The sequence below is a fragment of the Clostridia bacterium genome (assembly GCA_012840125.1).
Classification (GTDB): domain Bacteria; phylum Bacillota; class DULZ01; order DULZ01; family DULZ01; genus DULZ01.
This window is the reverse complement of the sequence record DULZ01000024.1, coordinates 20,121-41,886: the sequence shown is the minus strand read 5'-3', so window position 1 is coordinate 41,886 and position 21,766 is coordinate 20,121. Positions and strand designations below refer to the sequence as shown.

20 protein-coding genes and 1 tRNA gene are annotated in these 21,766 nt (G+C 51.1%); 6 read left to right on the top strand and 15 right to left on the bottom strand.

Features of this window, described 5'->3' with window-relative positions:
* Positions 1–7: 7 nt before the first annotated feature.
* The 9 genes from GXX34_02700 to GXX34_02660 form a co-directional block, all read right to left on the bottom strand.
* Entirely contained in the window at positions 8–1,780 is a 1,773-nt protein-coding gene (locus GXX34_02700) for an acyl-CoA dehydrogenase (protein HHW06436.1), read from the bottom strand.
* A 22-nt stretch (positions 1,781–1,802) separates the two neighbouring features.
* Positions 1,803–2,981 carry an acetyl-CoA C-acetyltransferase gene (locus GXX34_02695; GenBank protein HHW06435.1) on the bottom strand — a complete coding sequence of 393 codons (1,179 nt, stop codon included), beginning with the start codon at positions 2,979–2,981 and terminating at the stop codon, positions 1,803–1,805.
* An 18-nt stretch (positions 2,982–2,999) separates the two neighbouring features.
* On the bottom strand, positions 3,000–5,375 hold the full coding sequence (locus tag GXX34_02690) for a 3-hydroxyacyl-CoA dehydrogenase/enoyl-CoA hydratase family protein (protein ID HHW06434.1): 2,376 nt from the start codon (positions 5,373–5,375) through the stop codon (positions 3,000–3,002).
* A 20-nt stretch (positions 5,376–5,395) separates the two neighbouring features.
* Complete coding sequence (locus tag GXX34_02685) at positions 5,396–5,986, bottom strand: TetR/AcrR family transcriptional regulator (GenBank protein ID HHW06433.1); 591 nt, start codon at positions 5,984–5,986, stop codon at positions 5,396–5,398.
* Between the two features lie 141 nt (positions 5,987–6,127).
* The gene (locus GXX34_02680; protein HHW06432.1) at positions 6,128–6,787 is read right to left on the bottom strand and encodes a cytochrome b/b6 domain-containing protein; all 660 of its coding nucleotides are present in this window, start codon (positions 6,785–6,787) and stop codon (positions 6,128–6,130) included.
* Positions 6,788–6,789: 2 nt separating this feature from the next.
* On the bottom strand, positions 6,790–7,767 hold the full coding sequence (locus tag GXX34_02675; protein ID HHW06431.1) for a 4Fe-4S dicluster domain-containing protein: 978 nt from the start codon (positions 7,765–7,767) through the stop codon (positions 6,790–6,792).
* 137 nt (positions 7,768–7,904) lie between these two features.
* The gene (locus tag GXX34_02670) at positions 7,905–9,836 is read right to left on the bottom strand and encodes an aconitate hydratase (protein HHW06430.1); all 1,932 of its coding nucleotides are present in this window, start codon (positions 9,834–9,836) and stop codon (positions 7,905–7,907) included.
* A 116-nt stretch (positions 9,837–9,952) separates the two neighbouring features.
* Positions 9,953–10,699 (bottom strand): hypothetical protein, encoded by a 747-nt coding sequence (locus tag GXX34_02665; GenBank protein HHW06429.1) that lies wholly within the window; start codon positions 10,697–10,699, stop codon positions 9,953–9,955.
* Between the two features lie 269 nt (positions 10,700–10,968).
* Positions 10,969–12,186, bottom strand: coding sequence for an MFS transporter (locus GXX34_02660; protein HHW06428.1), 1,218 nt, complete (start codon positions 12,184–12,186; stop codon positions 10,969–10,971).
* 136 nt (positions 12,187–12,322) lie between these two features.
* On the opposite strand from GXX34_02660, the gene GXX34_02655 reads away from it, so the two are divergent.
* The 4 genes from GXX34_02655 to GXX34_02640 all read left to right on the top strand — a co-directional run bounded on the left by GXX34_02655 (position 12,323) and on the right by GXX34_02640 (position 14,148).
* Positions 12,323–13,033 carry a hypothetical protein gene (locus tag GXX34_02655; protein HHW06427.1) on the top strand — a complete coding sequence of 237 codons (711 nt, stop codon included), beginning with the start codon at positions 12,323–12,325 and terminating at the stop codon, positions 13,031–13,033.
* Positions 13,034–13,127: 94 nt separating this feature from the next.
* Complete coding sequence (locus GXX34_02650) at positions 13,128–13,289, top strand: spore coat associated protein CotJA (protein ID HHW06426.1); 162 nt, start codon at positions 13,128–13,130, stop codon at positions 13,287–13,289.
* Positions 13,290–13,308: 19 nt separating this feature from the next.
* Positions 13,309–13,557, top strand: coding sequence for a spore coat protein CotJB (locus tag GXX34_02645; GenBank protein ID HHW06425.1), 249 nt, complete (start codon positions 13,309–13,311; stop codon positions 13,555–13,557).
* Between the two features lie 18 nt (positions 13,558–13,575).
* Complete coding sequence (locus GXX34_02640; GenBank protein HHW06424.1) at positions 13,576–14,148, top strand: manganese catalase family protein; 573 nt, start codon at positions 13,576–13,578, stop codon at positions 14,146–14,148.
* An 82-nt stretch (positions 14,149–14,230) separates the two neighbouring features.
* Here the strand turns inward: GXX34_02640 and GXX34_02635 are convergent, their stop codons facing one another.
* The 5 genes from GXX34_02635 to GXX34_02615 all read right to left on the bottom strand — a co-directional run bounded on the left by GXX34_02635 (position 14,231) and on the right by GXX34_02615 (position 18,818).
* Positions 14,231–15,796 (bottom strand): sodium/proline symporter, encoded by a 1,566-nt coding sequence (locus GXX34_02635; GenBank protein ID HHW06423.1) that lies wholly within the window; start codon positions 15,794–15,796, stop codon positions 14,231–14,233.
* 160 nt (positions 15,797–15,956) lie between these two features.
* Positions 15,957–16,502, bottom strand: coding sequence for a hypothetical protein (locus tag GXX34_02630; GenBank protein HHW06422.1), 546 nt, complete (start codon positions 16,500–16,502; stop codon positions 15,957–15,959).
* Between the two features lie 18 nt (positions 16,503–16,520).
* A complete protein-coding gene (locus GXX34_02625; protein ID HHW06421.1) occupies positions 16,521–17,258 on the bottom strand; it encodes an amino acid ABC transporter ATP-binding protein in 738 nt (245 codons plus the stop codon).
* Positions 17,259–17,278: 20 nt separating this feature from the next.
* Entirely contained in the window at positions 17,279–17,932 is a 654-nt protein-coding gene (locus GXX34_02620) for an amino acid ABC transporter permease (protein ID HHW06420.1), read from the bottom strand.
* Positions 17,933–17,954: 22 nt separating this feature from the next.
* A complete protein-coding gene (locus tag GXX34_02615; protein ID HHW06419.1) occupies positions 17,955–18,818 on the bottom strand; it encodes an amino acid ABC transporter substrate-binding protein in 864 nt (287 codons plus the stop codon).
* Between the two features lie 169 nt (positions 18,819–18,987).
* On the opposite strand from GXX34_02615, the gene GXX34_02610 reads away from it, so the two are divergent.
* Positions 18,988–19,992, top strand: coding sequence for a polyprenyl synthetase family protein (locus GXX34_02610; GenBank protein HHW06418.1), 1,005 nt, complete (start codon positions 18,988–18,990; stop codon positions 19,990–19,992).
* Positions 19,993–19,995: 3 nt separating this feature from the next.
* Here GXX34_02610 and GXX34_02605 read toward each other — a convergent pair whose 3' ends face one another.
* Positions 19,996–21,060: a tetraprenyl-beta-curcumene synthase family protein gene (locus tag GXX34_02605; protein HHW06417.1), complete on the bottom strand. Its 1,065-nt coding sequence runs from the start codon at positions 21,058–21,060 to the stop codon at positions 19,996–19,998.
* 339 nt (positions 21,061–21,399) lie between these two features.
* Between GXX34_02605 and GXX34_02600 the strand changes: the two genes are divergently transcribed.
* A tRNA-Met gene (locus tag GXX34_02600) sits at positions 21,400–21,475 on the top strand.
* Positions 21,476–21,766: the final 291 nt, after the last annotated feature.

Here is a 21,766-nt window from a genome sequence, read left to right as displayed (position 1 = left end):
CAGGCGCCTAGCAAATATACTTTTCGGCGTCAATGATGGCATCGGCGATGGCACGTCTTAAAGTAATGGTATTCTCCACATCAAACCGTGCCAGTTTCTTCAGGGCCGACTGCAGTGTCTTGAGGCTGTCGCCGGTCTCCACGGCAGCCAAGGTATTCTTGGCAATGAGCTCGCATTTTTGGAAAGCGTTATGGGTGTACAGTTTCGCCATCTTGATCTTCAGATCGGCAGCGGCTTCCCCGGCGGCCTCCAGAGCCTTCTTCGCCCGCAGCAAGGCGCTCTCGGTGGCGTAAATCTCGATAATCATATCGGCGGCATTCATGAGGATTTCTTGTTCATCTTTCAGGGCCATGCCCAGTTTCTGCACCGCCGTGCCGGCTGCCATGAGGAACATTTTCTTCATGTTGGCCAGCTTAGCAAACTCGACGCCCAGTACACCCTCCGGTGCGGCAGGCATCAGGCTCAGCAGTTCACCCTGTAGCTTTTGGGCCGCGCCGAGCAGGTTCAACTCGCCTTTCATGGCCTTTCTCAACAGCGTGGCAGGAATGAGGAGACGGTTAATTTCGTTGGTTCCTTCAAAGATCCGGTTGATCCGGGAATCCCGGTACATTCTTTCTACCGGATACTCCTGGGTAAAGCCGTAACCACCATGGATCTGGACCGCTTCATCCACGCAGAAGTCGGCCACTTCGGACCCGAAGACTTTGTTAATAGAGCACTCGATGGCATACTCACCGATGGCGTTAGCTGCAGCCCGGCCCGCATCTTCCGCATTGGGGTCCAGGGTAGCAAGGATGCTGTCAATTAAGCCACCGGTCCGGTACACCACGGACTCCGCCACATAGATCCTGGAAGCCATTTCGGCGATCTTGTGCTTGATGGCACCGAATTCGGCAATGCTCTGGTTGAACTGCTTTCTTTCCTTGGCGTATTTTACGGTCACGCCCAAACCCTCTTTAGCGGCGCCTACGGCAGCGGCGGCCAGCTTGTAACGCCCGATATTGAGGATGTTGAAAGCCACCAAATGGCCTTTGCCGACTTCACCCAGCACGTTCTCCACAGGGACTTCACAGTCTTCAAAGATAACGCTCCTGGTGGAAGAACCTTTGATCCCCATTTTCTTTTCTTCGGCACCGGTACTCAAACCGGGGGTGCCGGCATCCACGATGAAGGCGGTAAAGTGTTCCCCGTCAATTTTCGCATAGGTGACGAAGACATCGGCAAAACCGGCGTTGGTAATGAAGATTTTTTCCCCGTTTAATATATACTTGGTGCCGTCCGGGCTCAGCACCGCCTTGGTCTTAGCCGCCAGGGCATCGGAACCGGCGCTGGGCTCCGTCAGGGCGTAAGCCGCAATCTTTTCCCCGCTGGCCAAGGCCGGTAGGTACTTTTCTTTCTGGTCCTTGTTGCCGAAGAAGACAATAGGCAGCGTGCCGATACCGGTATGGGCCGCAAAGGACACGGCAAAGGATCCGCCGGAGGCAACTTTTTCCGTAATGAGAATGGAGCTGATTTTATCTAATCCGGCGCCGCCGTATTCTTCCGGAATATCAGCGGACAATAGACCAAGTTCCCCGGCACTCCGGAGCAGTTCTTTGCTTAATCCTTCTTCCTGGGCTTCAATCCGGTCGATGTGAGGTTTGACTTCACCGGCAACAAAATCCTCCGCCGTCTTGGCAATCATCCGGTGCTCTTCCGTAAAATCTTCCGGGGTAAAGATTGAAATATTCTCGGCATCTTCAATTAAGAAACTTCCACCTCTGACAAAATCATTGGACATGTCAATCCCTCCTGAGCAAAAGTTATACTCTTTCAAAGACCGCCGCAGCACCCATACCGCCGCCGATGCACATGGACACAATGCCGTACTTGCCGTTACGACGGGCCAGCTCATGCATGAGGGTCACCGTCAGCTTGGTCCCGGTGCATCCCAGCGGGTGGCCCAAAGCAATGGCTCCGCCGTTGACATTGACTTTGTTGACATCCAATCCCAATTCCCTGATGCAGTAAAGGGCCTGGGAGGCAAAAGCTTCATTCAATTCAATCAAATCAATGTCTTCTAACTTCACGCCGGCCAGTTTCAAAGCCTTGGGAATTGCTACTACAGGCCCGATGCCCATAATATCCGGGTCAACGCCTCCCACGGCAAAGGAACGGAACACGGCCATGGGTTTTAACCCCAGCTGCTGGGCTTTTTCGGCGGACATCACCACTACTGCCGCCGCGGCATCACTGGTCTGGGAAGAGTTACCGGCAGTCACTGTCCCGCCTTGCTTGAAAACAGGCTTAAGCTTCGCCAAAGCTTCCATGCTGGTTTCCGGGCGCACGCCTTCATCGGTGTCAAAGACCACTTCCTTGGTAACTACTTTATTATCAGGCCCGATGCTGGTTTTTTTCACCGTAACAGGCAAAATCTCGTCTTTAAACTTGCCTGCTTGAATAGCCTGCCAGGCCTTGCGGTGGCTTTCCACGGCAAAGGCATCCTGATCCTCACGGCTGATGCCAAACCGGCTGGCTACTTCTTCGGCCGTTAACCCCATGGTCATGTACGCTTCGGGCATGTGCTCCATCAAATAGGGGTTGGGAGCGATCTTTTGCCCGCCCATCGGTACTACGCTCATGCTTTCCACGCCACCGGCCACAATCACGTCGGCGAAACCGCACATAATTCTTTCGGCGGCCAGGGCGATGGATTGCAAGCCGGAGGAGCAAAACCTGTTGATGGTAAAGCCGGGCACGGAATTCGGCAGCCCGGCACGGAGCGCCACAATCCGCCCTAAATTCATGCCCTGTTCGGCCTCAGGGAAAGAGCAGCCGATGATCACGTCGTCTATTTCCTGCGGGTCCAGTCCTTTGGCCCGTTCTACCGCTTCCTTAACTACGGCACCACCCAAATCCTCAGGGCGGCAGTGTCGTAATGTACCCCGGGGGGCTTTACCCACCGCAGTTCTTACTCCAGATACAATTACCGCTTCACGCATCTTGTACCCTCCTCTCTTTTAGTTCCGTAAGGGCTTGCCCTTTAACAGCATATGCCGCATCCGGTCTTGGGACTTGGGCTCACCGACCAGGCTCATGAAGGCTTCTCTTTCGATGTCCAGGAGATACTCTTCGGTCACCACCGTACCGGCGGGCACCTTACCACCGGACAAGACAAAAGCTACCTTCCTAGCCAGGTGAGCATCATATTCGCTGATGTAATTGCCTTTGAGCATGGTGTAAATAGCCGCTTCCATCACAGCATAACCGTTTTCGCCCACGACGGGAATCTGCACCGGTGCAGGGGGCCGGTAACCCTTCTTAACCATCTCTAGCACAGCGTTCTTGGCGGCGTGCAGCAGGAAATCGCCGTTGACGCAAATCTCATCGGAAGCGCGCATATAACCTAAGTCTTTCGCTTCTTTAGCACTGGTGGACACTTTGGCCATGGCAATAGTTTCAAAGGTTTTGTTGACAAATGGCTGCAAGTCCACTCTGTCCACATTGGCGGCACCTTCTAAGTTCCGGATCAGCAATTCTTTATTGCCACCGGCGCCGGGAATGAGACCCACACCCAATTCAACCAGGCCCATATATGTTTCGCCGGCAGCAACGATTTTGTCCGCAGCAGCTGAGATCTCATAACCCCCGCCTAAAGTCATACCAAAGGGAGCAGCTACTACCGGGAAGGTGGCCCGCTTCATCCGGAGGAAGGAATACTGGAACTCTTTCACCATTCTTTCGATGTCGTCCCAATTCTCGTCTTCCGCTTCCATCAGGATGAGCATCAGGTTGGCGCCGACGCAGAAGTTCTTGCCCTGGTTACCGATAACCAAACCCTCGAAATTCTTCTCCAGGTTATCAACGCACCAGTTGATCATTTGAATGATGTCAACACCCAGTGCATTGTTGGGAGAAGTAAATTCCAAGCAGGCCACCCCGTCACCCAGGTCAATCAACGCGGCCCCGGAGTTGGAGTGTACCGCTTTATTCTGTTTTTTCAAATCTTTTAGAACAATTAATTCTTTCGGCTGCTCAATCAACTTGTACTCCTGCGACTTGAAGTCGTAGCAGAACAAGCCTTCTTCGTTTTTCACATAGAAGCTCTTGTTGCCTTTGGCCAGGAACTCAGCCACGACGGCCGGTATCTCTTCGCCTTCTTCCTTCATCCTGGCCACAGAGGCTTCCACGCCAATGGCGTCCCACACCTCAAAGGGACCTAGGGACCAGTTGAAGCCCCACTTCATGGCTTTGTCAATGGACGGGATGTCATCAGCGATAACGCCGAGCTGTCTAGCACTGTACAGCAAGGTCTTCTTCAATGTTTTCCATGCCAGATTCCCGGCCCTGTCCTTAGCATTTACCAGGTTCTTAATCTGGTTGGCCAGCCCCGGTATATTCTTGCTTTGTTCCACGGAAGCAAATTTCGGTTTTGCCAGGGGCTCGTATTCCATGGTTTGATAATTCAAATAATAGATTTGCTTGCCGGCCTCGGTCGTCTTCTTCGTGTAGAAACCTTGTTTCGTCTTGTCCCCCAAAAGGCCCTTCTCGACCATGTTTTTTAATAATTCCGGCACTTTAAAAGCTTCTTTTTCAAAGGGGTCATCAACATTTTCCAGCACGTTGTTGGCCACATGGAGGAAAGTGTCCAATCCTACCAAATCCAAAGTACGGAAGGAAGCGCTCTTCGGCCTCCCCATGGCCGGTCCGCTGATGGCATCCACTTCTTCCACGGTATAACCGTCTTCCAGCATGATCCTGGTGGTTTCCAGCATCCCGTAAGTACCTATCCGGTTAGCAATGAAGTTGGGTGTATCTTTGGCCACCACGACCCCTTTGCCCAAGACCTTTTCGCCAAACCTGACCATTCCCTCCAGGATTTCAGGCAGGGTGTCGTTGCATGGAATGATTTCCAACAGCTTCATGTAACGGGGTGGATTGAAGAAATGGGTTCCCAGGAAATGCTGCCGGAACTCTTCAGGCAGATCTTCCACCATTTTATTGATGGAAATTCCGCTTGTATTGGAACTGACAATCGTCCCCGGCCGGCGATGCTGGGCCACTTTCTGCAGCAGCTGTTTCTTAATGTCTAATCTCTCTACGACGACTTCAATAATCCAATCCACTTCACTCAGCCAGTGCATGTGGTCTTCAAAGTTACCTACTTTAACCAACCTGGCATCGTTCTTGCTGTAAAATGCCGCCGGTTTAGACTTAATTGCCGCTTCCAAACCTTTCTGGGCCAAGCTGTTTCTCTGTTCCGGGCCGGCGCCCTCAGGTAAGTCCCGTGGTACGATATCCAAGAGATATACCGGAATACCCACGTTGGCCAAATGAGCGGCGATACCACTTCCCATGATACCGGCGCCCAATACCGCCGCCTTGCGAATCTTAATCACGAAACCATTCCTCCTTTTTATTTATTTTTTACCAATGCAGCTTTGAGCATGGCATACAGTGGCTCAGCCAGGGAGATTAGTTCATATTTTTTGGTGGTCATTACCCAACAGGTAACTACTTCATCAATGGCACCAAAGACCAGCTTGCGGGCCAGTCTTACATCCAGGTCCTTGCTCACCTGTCCCTCTTGCTGTCCTAGCCGGATCACCTCCTCAATGACATTAAAATAACTCTTAAGCGGAGCGGAAATGCCCTGATTTATCTTAGGATCTATTTGCCTCAACTCGATTTGCGTCACCATCGCCTGAGCCGGGTTAGCCCCCAGCATTTCTAAATGGTGGTAAACCAAGGTTTTCAACTGCTCACAGAAGCCCTTTGACGCCTCCAGTTTATTCCTCAATGCGGCTACAAAGTCCCCCATCTTTTCGGTAAACAAAGAAATCAGGATGTCCTCTTTGCTCTCAAAATACAAATAAATGGTTCCGTCAGCTACTCCGGCCTCCTTAGCAATGCGTGACACTTGCGTCTTGTGATAACCGTTTTCGGCGAATTCCTTGACGGCCGCTTCCAGTATCTGTAGGTATTTTTCTCCTTTTTTGATCGGCATAAGGGTCTCCCTTTCAAATTGATGAATGACCATTCATTCTTAACTTCCATTATATGAATTCCAGGCCATGAAGTCAATCAAAATTCAAAGAATTTTCTTGCAAAAGACAGCAAAGAAAAAATGCCTGTGCGGTACAGGCATTCAGGCTGAGGGTTTATCCGTCCGGTGCAGTTTCGCATAGTACCACAAGGGATGTCTCTTCTTGGCATATTCCGGATTAACCCTACCGGTAAACATACTCGGCACGAGAGGCCAGTTGGGCTTTAGCAGGAAAGCCGCCAAATGGGCGATGATGCCGAGCAAGAGAAATATCATCGACAAGTTGTGTAGGTGGGTATTGAGGGATATAAAACCTGCGGGCAAGTACACGCCCGGGAAGTTTTTGATCATCTTGACTATCCCGGTGATGATGATTACAGCGAACCAGAAGACCATATAAGCGTAGGCCAGTCTCTGCTCCGCCAGGTATTTCCCTTGGGGCGGTTCTTCTCCCAGGCCGAACATGGCCTTGATAATTAAGAAGCTTTCCTTCACGTCCCCTTTCCTGGGGATAATGTCATAATTCTTCGTAAAAAACAGGTAACAAAGATGAAGAACGGCGGCAAAGACCAGCACGATGCCGGCAATATAATGCAGCATCACCGTAATGCCATAATCTGAACTCCAAGCTAAACCGGGTAACTGGTCCACCATGTACCGCTTGTAAACGGGCATCTGGCCAATCCCGGTAAAAATCAACGTAAAGGTGGAGAGCACCACCAACCAGTGTTGGATACGGACCGCCAGGTTATGTCGCTGCATTCCTATTCCTCCCCTTTCATGGTTTTGACCGCAGCATAGCCGGCGGCAAAAATCCCGGCCAGCGGGGCAATGACCAGACTCTTAGCGATGCCGTTCACCGAATCCAGGTAATTCTCTACCTCCGGTTTCATACCCGGGACTGCCCCTTTCTCAACCAGGGCCTCATGGATTTTCTCGAAAGGTACCGGCGATACGTAAAAGGTAGAGGTCCCACCGTTTTCAACCTCACCATAAATGTAACCGTTCATCCCTTGGGCCCTGGCCCGGGCTTCTTGTAACATTGTTTCCTTTGCACCAAACAACAGGGCCTCCCGGGGGCAGGCTTCCACACAAGCCGGTACTCCTCCCGCCTTAATCCTGTCATAACAGAGATCACATTTGTACATTACACCGCCACCCACGTACTTTGGCGCCACCTGCATGTATAAACCCACCCCCGCCTGTCGCTGCGGTATCTGCCAGGGACAGACGTCACGGCACTTGGCTCCTCCAAAGCAAAGAGAGTGATTAATTAACACCGGGCCTTCCGGGGTCTTTTCCTGAGCACTGAATGGGCACAGGTTGGCACAAGGCGGGTTGTCGCAGTGCATGCACCTGCGTTGAATGTGCAGCTCATACTGCCGGCCCTCATGTTCCACCTGGACCGTTTCTACGTAGGTCCAATTGTACGGCGTCAGGCGATTTATCAAGTCCTGTTTGCCGGACCAGTCCTCATGCTTTTTCTGCGGCCAGTAGTTGGGGATGTCTTTTACTTCTACCCGGGGAAACTTTTCTTTATTCTCCGTCCGGCAGGCCTCCACACAAGCCGGCACGGGCCGTTCCTTACACCCATTACACTTACTTAAATCAATTAAAGTGCCCACGGCTCCACTGCCGGTCGCAGCCCTTGCCCATTTCCCGGCTCCCGACAAAGCGACAGTGCCTGCGACACTCGACGCAACGGCTCTTTTGATGAAAGTCCTCCTCGAAATAGGCGGCAATCGTATTCCCTCCCCTTAAATATACCCCCATGGGGTTTGATGTTTTTATTTTACCAACCGAATAATTCGCTGTCAATATGATTCAGCGAATGCCGGGCATGAAAAAAAGAGAGGCCTTTGGCGGCCTCTCCACCGTATCAGTGTGCCCGTGATTTTCTTACATAATTTAGCAGACCACCGGCCAGCACAATGGCCAACTCCCGGCCGGTCAGGTTGTGTTCCAGCACGATTTCCGTTCCCTTGGTGAGGTTCTGGAACACGATCTTGTTCCCTGCTTGCAGCTGTGCCGGCAGGTTCACAACGCGCAAGCGATCATCCCGGTCGATGCCGTCGTAATCCTGGCTGTTAACAAAAGTAAGCGGCAGGATCCCCATGTTAATCAAATTGGCTTTATGAATTCGAGCGAAGGATTTAGCGATCACGGCTTTAATCCCCAGGTACATGGGCGCCAGCGCAGCATGCTCCCGGCTTGAACCTTGCCCATAGTTTTCGCCACCGACAATAAAACTCTTGCCTGCTTCTTTAGCCCTGGCGGCAAAAGCAGGATCAATGCCGGAGAAAGTATATTCCGAGATGGCAGGAATGTTGGAACGCAGGGGCAGTACTTTGGAACCGGCTGGGACGATATGGTCGGTAGTAATATTGTCCCCCACTTTGAGAATAACCGGTGCCTCAATTTCCTCCGGTAAAGCTTCATTGATCGGCAGGGGTTTAATATTCGGACCCCTGATAATCTCTATTTCCGCCCCGTTTTCCGCCGGCGGCAAGATCATGCTGTCGTCGATGATAAACTTGTCCGGCATGGGGACGCTGCGATATTCGCCCAGGGTACGCGGGTCTACCAGCTTCCCGGCCAGGGCTGCGGCGGCTGCCACTTCCGGGCTGGCCAAATACACCTGTGCACTCTTGGTCCCGCTTCGACCCTCAAAGTTGCGGTTGATGGTGCGCACCGAAACGGCATTGGTGGCAGGTGCTTGTCCCACCCCTACGCAGGGACCGCAGGCGCACTCCAAGATACGGGCTCCCGCCATGATCAGGTCACCCAGGGCCCCGTTGTCGACTAGCATCTTCATCACCTGGCGGGATCCCGGCGCCACCACCAGGCTCACGTCCGGATGGATTCTCTTTCCTTTCAGAATCCAAGCCGCTTGCATCAGGTCTTTGTAGGAGGAATTGGTGCAGCTCCCTATCACCACTTGATCGACCTTGATTTCCCCTAATTCCGCTACAGGCCGCACCGCATCAGGACTATGGGGGCAGGCTACCAGGGGCACCAGTTCGTCCAGTTGGATGACGATTTCTTCGGCATAAACGGCATCCGGATCCGCCGCCAGCGGCTGCCAGTCCTCTTCCCTACCCTGGGCCTTAAGATACTGGCGGGTTAACTCATCGCTGGGAAAAATAGAGGTGGTAGCACCGAGTTCCGCCCCCATGTTGGTAATCGTGGCCCTTTCAGGCACGGTCAGGTGCTGCAGTCCATCACCGGCATATTCGATGATTTTCCCAACGCCACCTTTAACTGTTAAGCGGCGTAACACTTCTAATATAATATCCTTCGCCGTCACCCAAGGAGCCGGTTTACCGCGCAGCTCGATTTTGGTAATACTGGGCATCCGGAGGTAAAAAGGCTCTCCTGCCATCGCCGTGGCTACATCCAAACCGCCGGCTCCGATGGCCAGCATCCCCATGGCCCCGGCGGTAGGAGTGTGGCTGTCAGCGCCCAGCAGCGTGTCACCGGGCTTGGCAAAGCGTTCCAAATGCACTTGATGGCAGATACCGTTCCCGGCTTTGGAATAATAAAGACCGTATTTCTTGGAAAAAGTCTGCAAAAAGCGGTGATCGTCGGCGTTTTCAAACCCGTTCTGTAAAGTATTGTGATCCACGTAACTAACCGAAAGTTTCGTTTTCACTCTCGGGATCCCCAGGGCTTCAAACTGCAAATAAGCCATGGTGCCAGTAGCGTCCTGCGTCAGGGTTTGGTCGATCTTGATAGCGATTTCTTCACCCGGCACCATTTTCCCTGAAACTAAGTGCTGCTCAATGATTTTTTCCGCCAGAGTTTTGCCCAACATCCATCTCTCCTCTTCTAAAACCTGTGCAAAGTCTATCTATTTTAATAAGTATACTAAAAATCATGTAAAAAAGCCACAGGGTCAACTGTGGCTTTAAGAGTTAAAGTTGATTTCTATTTACCGATAAACATCTGGGTCCAGTAGTGACCGTAACTGCCGCCTTGGGCATAACCCACGCCGATATGAGTATACTGGCTGTTCAGGATATTAGCCCTGTGGCCGGAACTATTCATCCATGCCTGCACCACTTGCGCCGGTGTGGCTTGTCCGGCAGCGATGTTCTCCCCTGCCGTACGGTAGCTGATACCGTACTTCTTCATCATGTCGAAGGGAGAACCGTAAGTGGGTGACGTATGGGAGAAGTACTTTTTGTCCCTCATGTCTTGAGACTTTAATCTTGCCACTTGGGACAGCTGGGCATCATAAGTCAAAGGCTTTAATCCGGCTTTAGCTCTCTCCTGGTTTACCAGCTCCACTACCTGCATTTCAAAACTGCTGGCATTAGACGGGGTAGAGGGGCTGGGAGCCGGCTTTTGGGGCTGGGTAGGTGTTTCCTGCGGCTTAGCAGGTGTACCGGTGCTGCCGGAGTTGCCCGCATTACCGGTATTGCCGGGTGTTACAGGAGTTTGTGAGGCAGGTTGCTGTACCCAATAATACTTACCTGTGGCAGTATCATAATACAATTTGTAAGTGGTTGTATAATTAACCGTCTGAGTTGGAACCGAGTAGGAGTAATAGTACGTGGTCTTATAGTTAGTTACATATCTACTTGCCGCATCTGCACTTTCCGTTGGTAGGACCGGTAAAACCACCAAAGACAGAACCAGTGCCACGGTTGCCAGATACTTTGCTAACTTCATCTCGTTACCCCTTTCCAAAGATTAGGATTGAATTGCATCCCCAAATTTTCCCAAACACTCTAAAACGGTAACACCCCCTTGTCCACCAGCTCGAGCTCCCACAATCAACGTTCCTCAGAGTGTAAAGGAAAAAATGGGAATTATCACTTGTATACTAAGATTATACTCGTCCATCTCAGGGATGGATAGTAGTAAATTGTTCCAAAAGCCTCTCAAGCCAAGGGCGTCAATGCTTGGCGAGTTCAAAAAAAAGAACCTTGCGGTTCTTTTTAGCTCACCACACCGACGTACTTCCGCTGCACTTTAGCGAAGATGAGAGACAGCAGCAAGCCAACGGCCGGCAAGAAAGCTATGGTCAACATCGTCACATCAATCCCCAGGTGGTCAGCCACCAATCCCAGTAACACGGCCCCCAGTCCACCGGTACCGATGGCAAACCCCAGCATCAGCCCCGAAGCAATCCCGACGGCGTTGGGCATGAAAGACTGGCCCAGCACGATGGTAGAAGAAAACGTGGAAATCAATACCCCGCCGGTCAGGCTTAAGGCTATCACGCTTAGCCAGGGCGGCGCAAACAGGAACAACAGAATCAACGGCGGCATTAAACCCATGGACCAGGCGATTAATTTCGTTTTACCCATGCGGTCCGCTAAGGGTCCCCCCAACACGGTACCGACAGCACCTGACAATAGGAAAACGGAAATCAGCGTGCTGCCGTAACTCTCCGACGCCCCGAGATAAGTCACAAGATAAAGAGGGATGAAGGTAGTGAGCCCAGTCTGAATGAAAGATCGCAGCACTACGATGATGCACAACAGGATGAGGGGCTTCCAGTACACCTGGCTGCCGGAACTTTCAGGCGCACCACCTTTCGCCGCGCCGGAGCCACGGGGTGCACTGGGTATGTAGGGCAAGTAATGCCACAGCAGCCCTGCGACAATAATCCCCGGAATCAATAGGTAGACTGTCCCCTTCACTCCCCCCACCGCAAGAAAGGCTGCCATAATAGCCGCTCCCAAACCATAACCTAAATTACCCCCAACGGAAAAAATGGACATGGCTGATGCTTTGGCGGTACCGCTGGCAAAATGAGCAGCTTTAGAACCTTCGGGATGGTAACTGGCGACTCCGATGCCGCTCAGCAGAACCAGTAATAAAATAAGGCCGAGATTCCCGGCAAATCCCATCAAGGCCATCCCTAAAGAGGCCAGCAACACTCCTCCCGGCAGTAACCATAAGGCTGTTTTCCTGTCACTATACCAACCGAAAACAGGCTGGATGATGGAAGAGCTAAAATTAAAAACCATCATGATGGTAGCCGCCAAGGTATAGGACAACCCGTACTCAGTGAACAACCTGGGCAGAATCACAGGTAAAGCACCCTGATTGATGTCAGCGGCCAAATGACCCAAACTCAACAACACTAACACACGATAGTCCGGCTTGATTGACACGTTGCTCTTAATCAATTCAGGATTAACTGACAAGCTTTTTTCATCTCCTTTCACTGTAATTCAAGATTGTAACTCTTGCCAATGCAACCTGTCAACCCGGGAATTACGATTGACACGACGGATTTTAATACGTAATATGATTTCAAAGAGTGATAAAGGACTGAAGGTTATGTACCCGTTAAGTCATATCTATGTGTCATACTGCACCTTGAATGAAATGGATGCCCCTACGGCGCTGGGCAGTGTTTTGCCAGACATTTTGGTAGGTACCGGCATTCTCTGGCGCAAAGCCCATCGTTCCACCGAAGCTCCCTTCCGGGAACATTTGACTTCCCCTGCACTGAGACTGGGGGCGGTCTTGCACGGGATCGATCTGCCCGGGTTGGATTACTTCAGCGACATTGCCTATCAAAACGGCCGGGGTTATGCCTATCAAAAGGCAGCTCTTATTGAACAAGATGTGGTCGCACTGGGGGTGCACCCGGATCATGCCTTGTGGCGAGGACATAATTTTATTGAAATGGCGATTGAAATAAGACTGTCCCAGCAATACCCGCAGCTTTGGGAACATCTATTTGAGGCCCAAAACGGCACTAACCTGTTGAGCCAGGTGGAAAAACTGGCCTGCGCCCTGGAAGCATCGCATCCTGACAGAGCACCTCTCGTGCTGCAGCGTTTTCTCACCATTCAAGGAAATGAAGACGCACTGGCTCAGGATTATGCGGCAAAACTAAACAACTTTTATTCCTTATCCCTCACTCCCGCGGATTGCCAAGCAATTATCGGCAAATCTCTCCACATTATCGAAAGCGACTATCACGTTTTCCTGACACATTGTATAACCGCCATCCAGCAGTCACTGGCCAAAGGGCTCGTTTAAAGAGCCTTTTTTATTTTGGCACCATCGGCAAAGTATTCCATACTATATAAAAAAAAACATTTATGTCGTAGGGGGAGTATTAATGGACAACAGGATGTTTAACGATCCAAACGCCGGTATCATCAGGCCTCCCAAACTGAGGCTGGCCACGGCTTATGTTCCCTGGCAGCGCTACGGACGTACCTTTTCACCGCGGGAAGCCTTGATGAAAGGTACATTATTCCCTGAACTCTATCAACCTTACGGAAGATACTAGCACCGGAGGAGGTTACCAAATGGATCCCAAAAGAAGAGAACTCTTACGCCAAATTCAAGAATTGGAATTTGCCGCTATTGAGCTGACCCTTTTTATGGACATCCACCCGGAACAAAGGCAACCTGTGGACGACTATAACCAGATTGTCGAACGTCTCAAGCAGGTGAAGGCAGAATACGAACGCTATTACGGGCCCCTGATGGCCTTTGGTGAATCAAAGGTCGACCGCTGGTCCTGGACCGATGATCCCTGGCCCTGGGAATTATAGAAAAGGAGGCATGCATCCATGTGGGTTTATGAAAAGAAGTTGGAATACCCGGCTAAAGTGAGCAAACCTGACGCAAGAATGGCCAAACTGCTCCTGGCCCAATACGGGGGACCGGACGGTGAGCTGTCCGCAGCTTTACGCTATCTCACCCAGCGTTATACCATGCCCACCGGTAAAGCCAAAGGTTTGTTAACCGATATCGGCACGGAAGAGCTGGCTCATCTTGAGATTATTGCCACCCTTGTATATAAGCTCATGAAAAATGCATCCCTGGAAGAAATCAAAGAGGCCAGCGCCGCAGGATACTATATCCACCATGACCGGGCCCTTTACTATGTGGACGCCAACGGCGTGCCCTGGACCGCCGCTTACATTCAATCCACCGGAGACCCGGTGACGGACCTCCACGAAGACATGGCGGCAGAACAGAAGGCCCGTACCACTTACGAGCATTTAATTCAGATGACCGACGACCCGGATTTAATTGATACCCTCAGGTTCCTCCGGGAAAGGGAAGTGGTGCATTTCCAGCGCTTTGGGGAAGCTCTCAACAGCGTGCAGGAGCACTATGCCCACAAGTGGGCTTTCTAGCGAAAGGCCGGAGTAAGCAAAGCCGGTGGGTCGCGGGATAAGAAGGCGGAGAGCTGTAGCGCCGTTACAGCTCTCCCATCCTTTAAGCCACCATATTCCGTACCAGGTCAAATTCGTCTTGGATTTCTTTGGACTCTTCAGGCGACAGGTAAGATACAATCACAATAGCAAGACATGACAACAGGAATGCCGGCAGCAGTTCGTAAATGTTAAATGCACCGCCCAAAGGCCGGATGAGCAGCTTCCAGATGAATACCATACTGCCGCCGGTGATCATGCCGGCAATGGCCCCGGCTCGCGTCACTCTCTTCCAGAAAAGGGAGAACAGCATGATCGGGCCAAAAGTGGCACCGAAGCCGGCCCAGGCAAAGGAAACAACCATGAAAATTACGCTGTTCTCATCCAAGGCAATCACCATGGCCACCAGCGCAACAATGAGGAGCGTCAGCCTGGAAACCAGCAACACCTGCTTGTCCGTGGCATCCCTTTTCAAGATGCCTTGATAGATATTCTTAGAAAGAGCAGAAGCAGCAATCAGCAGGTAGGAATCTGAAGAACTGATGGTTGCCGCTAGGATACCGGCCATCACAATGCCGGCCACAAAAGGTACGAAAAAGTCCATGGACATGACAATAAAGATTCTTTCCGCCGCACTTTGCGTAAGCAGCTCCGCCGGATAAAGGATACGGCCTATGAGTCCAATGAAAACAGCCGCCGTAAGAGAAATAACGACCCAAACCACCGCGATTCTCCTGGACATGGTTAGCTCCACCGAATCCCTAATAGCCATAAACTTCAACAAGACTTGCGGCATGCCAAAGTATCCCAAGCCCCAGGATAAAGTTGAAACAATGGTGATAAACCCGTAGACGGCTGCATCACCAAATACAGGCCGACCGCCGGCCCCAAGTTGCTGCACACCGTCGACGACCTGAGGTTGGGCAATGCCAAAGAACTCAAAAAAGCCAGGTATGGATTTTGCGTTGGCGATCACAGCCCCAATGCCTCCGGCATGGGCCACGCCAAAAATCAATACCACAGACAACGCAAAGAACATGACTACACCCTGCATAAAATCGGAAGCACTTTCGGCCAGAAAGCCGCCGATGAACGTATAAAGCACCACAAATACGGCACCGGCAATCATCATAGACACATACGAGGTATTAAATAAGGTGCTGAATAGTTTCCCAACGGTGACAAAGCAGCTGGCAGCATAAACACTGAAAAATATGAGAATAAACAAAGCTGCAATAGTAAGGATAACTTTCTTTTCTTCCTTGAACCTATTGCTGAGAAAGTCCGGGATGGTAATGGCATCTCCGGCCACATGGGAGTAAACCCGAAGCCTTTTGGCCACGAACAACCAGTTTAAATACGTACCGATGGCAAGTCCAATAGCCGTCCAGGCTGCGTCAGCCAAACCACACCAGTAAGCAACGCCCGGCAGCCCCATCAACAGCCAACCGCTCATATCAGAAGCTTCTGCCGCCATGGCGGTAACCCAAGGACCAAGGGATCTACCGCCAATCAAGAAATTATGACTACTTTCACTTGCACGTCCAGCATAATACAGTCCAATGACTATGACCATCAAAATATAAAGGGTCATTGCAATGATAACTTGAAAGCTTGCCTCCACGTTCATCCTCCCCGAATAATTATTTTGTCCGGCAGCTCAACTGACATCGATGGCAACACCACCCCCTCAAGCATCTTTAATCATTTTTGCCAAAAACGGCAGCAGAGCCCTAACTTGCCCCAGCGCATTAGACTGGGCGGTGCCGCAGGCAACACGCTTGTTCCTGCTAGAAATCCCTCGGTTTACAGATAATCTCCTTGATTTTAGTATCGAAAAACTTTTGGGAGTGAGCCGGTAACACCACGATGGCCGTATCAGCCCCTTGACCTGTGCCACCAATGGAAATGACCTCTTGGCCATAAGGGATTAACCCCGCATCCAAGGCCATTCCAGCAATTTCCACAGCCACTTTTAGCCCTTGCCCGAGCATTCTTAGGCTTGCGGCAATAATCTCCGCCGGGTAAACGCCGCCGAACTTAAAGCGCAATGCCCTGTCCAGCCCGGCCATCAAATGGGTTGTCGTCAGGCACTTGACACCCTGAGCCTCTAATTCCCGCCGCACATCGGCGGGCATTTCATCTTCACCGGGAGCGGAAAAGCCTACATGATGAGTGACGCAAACCACTTGCAAACCATGTCCCAGGCACAACTTGGCAGTACGCCCCGTATTGGAGGCAACTACTAAGTACTCGATACCCAGCTCTTTGGCCCGCTTAATGGCCAGTTGCACCGTCTTTTCAGTGTTCTCTCTACCCTGTTTATCCCAGTACATAGTATCCCTCCAGCTCGTTTATAAAAGCTTCCGCAAAAACTCCCTGGTCCGTGAATGCTTCGGTTCGCTGAAGATTACTTCCGGGGTGCCTTCCTCCAGTATCCGTCCCTCATCCATAAAGATGACCCGGTCCGCCACTTCCCTGGCAAAACCCATTTCATGGGTCACCACCACCATGGTCATCCCTTCTCGAGCCAGATCCTTCATGACCGCCAGTACTTCTCCTACTAATTCAGGGTCTAGGGCGGAAGTCGGTTCATCGAACAGCATAATCTGCGGCTCCATGGCCAGGGAACGGGCAATAGCCACCCGTTGCTGCTGCCCACCGGACAACTGGCCGGGATAGGAATCTGCCTTATCTGCCACGCCCACCTTAGCCAGCAAAGCCATCCCCTTTTCCCTGGCTTCCCGGACAGGCATTTTCTTCACGGTAATACATCCCTCGATGACGTTTTCCAAGGCAGTCATATGGGGAAAGAGGTTAAACCGCTGGAAGACCATCCCGATCCCCTGGCGCAGTTGGTAAATCTCCTTGGACCTGGCATGACGCTTACCGTTATCAATGGTAAAACCGTTGACCGTGATCGAGCCTTCATCAATTACTTCCAAGTAATTTAAACAGCGCAAGAGGGTGCTTTTACCGGAACCGCTAGGTCCGATGATAACGACAACTTCCCCTTGGTTTACTTCTAAAGACACATTCTGCAAGACTTTGAGCTTGCCAAAACTTTTGGAGACATTGGAAATACGGATCACAAAGGTCCCTCCGGCATCAATCATTCAGGTAAGGTGAGTTTCTTTTCCATATATCCTACGATCACAGTAAAAATACTCGTAAGGATCAGGTAGATGACCGCCACGGTGGCATACAGCTCAAAAGGACGGAAATATGTTTGGTTCAGCAATTGAGCCGAGCGGAGCAGGTCCACCATGGTGATAACAGAAACCAGAGAAACGTCTTTCAATAGAGTAATGAATTCATTTCCCATGGGAGGCAACAAGCGGCGATAAGTCTGCGGGATAATGACCCGGCGCATGGCCTGGCCGTAGGTCATACCTAAAGACAGGGCCGCTTCCATTTGTCCTTTTTCGATAGATTGGATGCCGGCCCTGATAATTTCCGCAATATAGGCACCCCCGCAAAGGCTTAAACCTATGACCGCTGCCGCATAGGGTGTCAGAACAATTCCAATGGCCGGCAGGCCGTAGTACAGGAAAATTAGTTGAACCAAAAGGGGGATTCCCCGGAAAAACCAGGTGTATAATCCCCCAATTTTATTAAGCCAAGGCCGGTGATCAATTTTCATCAAGGCTATCAGCAGCCCAATGATGGTGCCAAAAAGAATGGCCAAGACGGCCAACTGGATGGTCATGACCATTCCTTTTAACAAAACAGGCAGAACCGACCAAATAAACTGTAAGGAATCCATGCTCACTCACCAAGCTGTCGATTTATTCTGGAACGACGTTTTCACCAAACCATTTCATGGAAATCTGTTCCAAAGTGCCATCAGCCTTCATTTCGGATATGATCCTGTTCAACTCGTCCAGCAACTTGGTATCCTCTTTCCGGGTGGCAATGGCAAACAATTCTTCGTTCAAAGGTGTGGCAATCTCAAAAACCCCGGGACGCAGGGCCAAGAAGTGTGCCGCCACGGTTACGTCCACGATGGCTGCATCAAGCCTGCCGATTTCCAGATCCGCCAGGCACTCGGGGAACTGCTTGTATCTTTTGACTTCCTTCAAGCCTTCCAGTTCCTTCACAACTTCTTCCCCGCTGCTGCCGCCTTGAATACCCACCACTTTCCCGGCCAAGTCTTCGGCGGTTTGGACCCTGTCATCTCCCGCTCTCACCAGAGCCACTACACCGGCTACCACATAGGGCTGGGTGAAATTGACCTGCTTAGCACGTTCCTCGGTAATGGTCATGCCGGAAATGATCACGTCAAACCTTTTCGTTTGCAGGGCGGAAATCACACCGTCCCAATCGGTCGGCTGCCACTCAATCTTAATACCCATGCGCTTGGCGATTTCCTCACCCATATCAATGTCAAAACCAACCAGTTCATTATTCTCATCGCGGAAACCCATGGGCGCGAAGGAATCATCCAGCCCGGCGACCAGCACTCCTTTTTCCTTAATTACATCCAAAGCGTCGACTACCTCACCGGCATTGGCATCCCCTTCGGCCTGGGATTGCTCACCCTGTTCCCTTGCCGGCGGCGGTGCCTCTGAACTCCCGCTGCAGCCAATCAAAGCTACCGCCAGTCCAAGAACTAGCAGAAATAATAAAATCCTTTTGCTCTTCCTCTCCATCTTCCTCTCTCCTTACCCTTAATGGTTTCTGGCTGTTACCATTTTAACTTGTTAAAGCAACGGCAGTCAAGCTCCTTTCTCAAAGACCGGTACACCGCAAATCATTACTTAAATAAGGACAAAAAGGGAATAATCTTACTCAGACAGAAAAACACGGGGATGATTATCCATGAAAACAATATTATCTTTTCGCCAAAATGAACAAATCCGGGACCTCATGGCCGGCACCGGTTTCCTGCCGGAATTGGCCGCAGTAGAAACAAAACTGCGCGCCATCCTGAGCGAGAATTGCGGCGCCGTCAAAGAAGTGTCCCAGTACCTCTTGGAAGCGGGCGGCAAAAGAATCCGCCCCATGTTGGCCTGTCTTTCAGGGCGACTCCTCAACGCCGATTTTGAGGACGTGGTAACATGCGCCTCCGCCATCGAATTAATCCATATGGCTTCACTGGTTCATGATGATATTATTGATAATGCAGATACGCGGCGCGGTCTACCTTCTATCAACGCTCGTTGGGGCAACCATGTGGCTGTCTTGACCGGGGATTTCTTGTTCGCCAGGGCTTTTCGCTTGCTTTCTTCTGCTCGTTTATTACCCGTGCTGGAACTGGTGGTTGACGCCATTGAAGCCATGTGCGACGGTGAAATAGAGCAATCACTGGCCAGGGGTAAATGCATCCAATCGGAAGCACTCTATTTAGAGCGGATTGAAAAAAAAACCGGCAAACTCATCGTTGCCAGCTGCTCTGTAGGGCCGCTGCTGGCAGGCAGCGAACCCATAAAACTTTTTTCTTTGCAGAATTACGGCCGGTGGTTGGGTTATGCTTTTCAGATCATTGACGATATTCTGGACCTCAAAGGGGACAGCAAAACCCTGGGCAAACCCACCGGACTGGATTTGAGCCAGGGTTACTTCACCCTGCCTCTGATCAAACTCGTGCATCACCCCCAGTACGGCAGTAGGACCGGCGAACTCTTAGACCGGCTGCCCGGGGACCCGGCTGCCTTGCAGGAGCTCACCAGCCTTTTGGAAGACTCAGGCGCCATTCATGCGGCACAGGAGGAGGCCAAAATGTTCGTGGAGGCTGCCAAGGAACAATTGGGTGTATTTCCTAGTTCTAACGCCACAAAAATGCTGGCTTCCATTGCAGATTATGTCCTGGAGCGCATGCATTAAAGGTTATAGTTTTTTTGAAGCTCTTAGCTTTTGACAGATCCGGTGCATGATCAAAGCCTTGTACCCTCCGGCGGCCAGGATCCGGCTGGTAATTCCTTTCTTATCTCCCTGCACGGCTTTAGGATCGGATAAATACATCGCCAGCAATCCTTTGATGACCAACTCATGAAAAAGGTGTTCAGGCAAAGCGGCTGTTTTAGCTAAAGCTTGCTCCACAAACAGAATCAGCCTTTGTTGACAGGTAGTCCCGTCGCCGTAGTAATGGAGAAAGTTCAAGTCCCCTTCCTCCCTGTCTTCTTCTTGATCAATGTAATAATCCAGTAGAATGTGCAACCCGGTCACCCAGGGAAAATATGCTTCTTTAATTTGTAAGACCTCCTGGGCTGTCAAATCTTCCTTGAAAGCCGCCGCTGCCAGCATAAACATCCCCAGGGTCGAACCGGTGGCAGCCCCAAATTCCCAGGGAGTGAGTTCGGGCGGTTTGTGCCTGGCAGCCCAGTTAAGCATCATCTCCTCCCGCACGTCCAGACTGAGATGTTTGGTACTCTGCAGATCAATATAGTAATTGACTAGCCGCAACAAGTCCTCCTGAACCTGTCCATAACCCGGCAGGTACCCAGTAATGACTTCCCGGCACTCCCGGACCAGGGCGCTGAGATAGCCTCCGTCATCTTGATAGGGAAAAAACTTGTAATAATCATGGCACGGCTCCCGGGCCGGAATCACGGCATCCTGCATGGCTAAATGGAGCTGCCGGAAGGCCTTTTCCTCATAGACGCCGGCCCTGTCACAGAGATTATCCAGGTAATCACTGATGGTCTGCAAGGCCACCACAAAACGGACAAAGGGCTTGACCTCAACTCCCGGAAACAAAGCGTAAATGCTGCCTCCCTGGGCGTGAAAACGCTTTGTCCGGATACTGGCCAAAGCCTGGTACCGCAGCGCTTCACAAGGGCAGTGCTCCAACAGGGCCGCCCATTTTTGCAGTTCCTCATCCACCAGGGGAAACACCCCTTGTACGAATTCCTTGATCACCAAAACTTGGTGCCCTAAATGGCGTATTTTCATGCCTAATCCCCTCTAACTGGTTATCTTCCCTTATTCTTGCCCCGGTGCGGCAATTTAAACAGCGTCCCATTGAGCTTCCTCTCCTGCCGCACTTAGCGGATGCCGGTTACCTGCAGACACCTTGACACCCATGCTGCCCGTGTTTTCATGTCAATTACTCCTGCAGCCATGCAGGGTCAACTGGTAAATTAGCATAGTTTCATCCTCCCGGCAAGACCCGTTTTTCAGCAACAACAGGGCCGCGGGCGGAATAGGTTAGCGGGATGACAGCATCCGTCTTCCTTTGTCCTCACAATTTTTGGGATTTGACAGGTTCCGTGAAAGCTGATATAGTATTGCTGCGGGGTGGAGCAGCTGGTAGCTCGTCGGGCTCATAACCCGAAGGTCGTGGGTTCAAATCCCTCCCCCGCAACCAAGCTTCATATGTGATTGTCACCGAAGCCGCTCGTCTGGAAATAGACAGCGGCTTTCTTTGATCCTGTTTGATGCCCTTTTCATCCCTGCAGGCAATAACAATTTAAGAAAAATAAAATACTTTTTTTATCTTGCCACCTTGTCTTTACCAAAATTTCTGCTATAATGTTGTTAGCAGCGCTGCTAGATGAGTGCTAATAAAGCAAGGAAAGAGCATTCCTTTAGGCTGTTCATGGGTAGCTTGGCTTGATGGGAGTGGTTTTCCTTGTAGAATACTATACTAATGGATTTG

What these genes read in the sequence shown, in the direction of transcription:
- GXX34_02700 (HHW06436.1), bottom strand. Translation starts at nt 1,780, where the DNA reads ATGTCCAATGATTTTGTCAGAGGTGGAAGTTTCTTAATTGAAGATGCC.
- GXX34_02695 (HHW06435.1), bottom strand. Translation starts at nt 2,981, where the DNA reads ATGCGTGAAGCGGTAATTGTATCTGGAGTAAGAACTGCGGTGGGTAAA.
- GXX34_02685 (HHW06433.1), bottom strand. Translation starts at nt 5,986, where the DNA reads ATGCCGATCAAAAAAGGAGAAAAATACCTACAGATACTGGAAGCGGCC.
- GXX34_02680 (HHW06432.1), bottom strand. Translation starts at nt 6,787, where the DNA reads ATGCAGCGACATAACCTGGCGGTCCGTATCCAACACTGGTTGGTGGTG.
- GXX34_02665 (HHW06429.1), bottom strand. Translation starts at nt 10,699, where the DNA reads ATGAAGTTAGCAAAGTATCTGGCAACCGTGGCACTGGTTCTGTCTTTG.
- GXX34_02655 (HHW06427.1), top strand. Translation starts at nt 12,323, where the DNA reads ATGTACCCGTTAAGTCATATCTATGTGTCATACTGCACCTTGAATGAA.
- GXX34_02650 (HHW06426.1), top strand. Translation starts at nt 13,128, where the DNA reads ATGTTTAACGATCCAAACGCCGGTATCATCAGGCCTCCCAAACTGAGG.
- GXX34_02645 (HHW06425.1), top strand. Translation starts at nt 13,309, where the DNA reads ATGGATCCCAAAAGAAGAGAACTCTTACGCCAAATTCAAGAATTGGAA.
- GXX34_02640 (HHW06424.1), top strand. Translation starts at nt 13,576, where the DNA reads ATGTGGGTTTATGAAAAGAAGTTGGAATACCCGGCTAAAGTGAGCAAA.
- GXX34_02635 (HHW06423.1), bottom strand. Translation starts at nt 15,796, where the DNA reads ATGAACGTGGAGGCAAGCTTTCAAGTTATCATTGCAATGACCCTTTAT.
- GXX34_02630 (HHW06422.1), bottom strand. Translation starts at nt 16,502, where the DNA reads ATGTACTGGGATAAACAGGGTAGAGAGAACACTGAAAAGACGGTGCAA.
- GXX34_02620 (HHW06420.1), bottom strand. Translation starts at nt 17,932, where the DNA reads ATGGATTCCTTACAGTTTATTTGGTCGGTTCTGCCTGTTTTGTTAAAA.
- GXX34_02615 (HHW06419.1), bottom strand. Translation starts at nt 18,818, where the DNA reads ATGGAGAGGAAGAGCAAAAGGATTTTATTATTTCTGCTAGTTCTTGGA.
- GXX34_02610 (HHW06418.1), top strand. Translation starts at nt 18,988, where the DNA reads ATGAAAACAATATTATCTTTTCGCCAAAATGAACAAATCCGGGACCTC.
- GXX34_02605 (HHW06417.1), bottom strand. Translation starts at nt 21,060, where the DNA reads ATGAAAATACGCCATTTAGGGCACCAAGTTTTGGTGATCAAGGAATTC.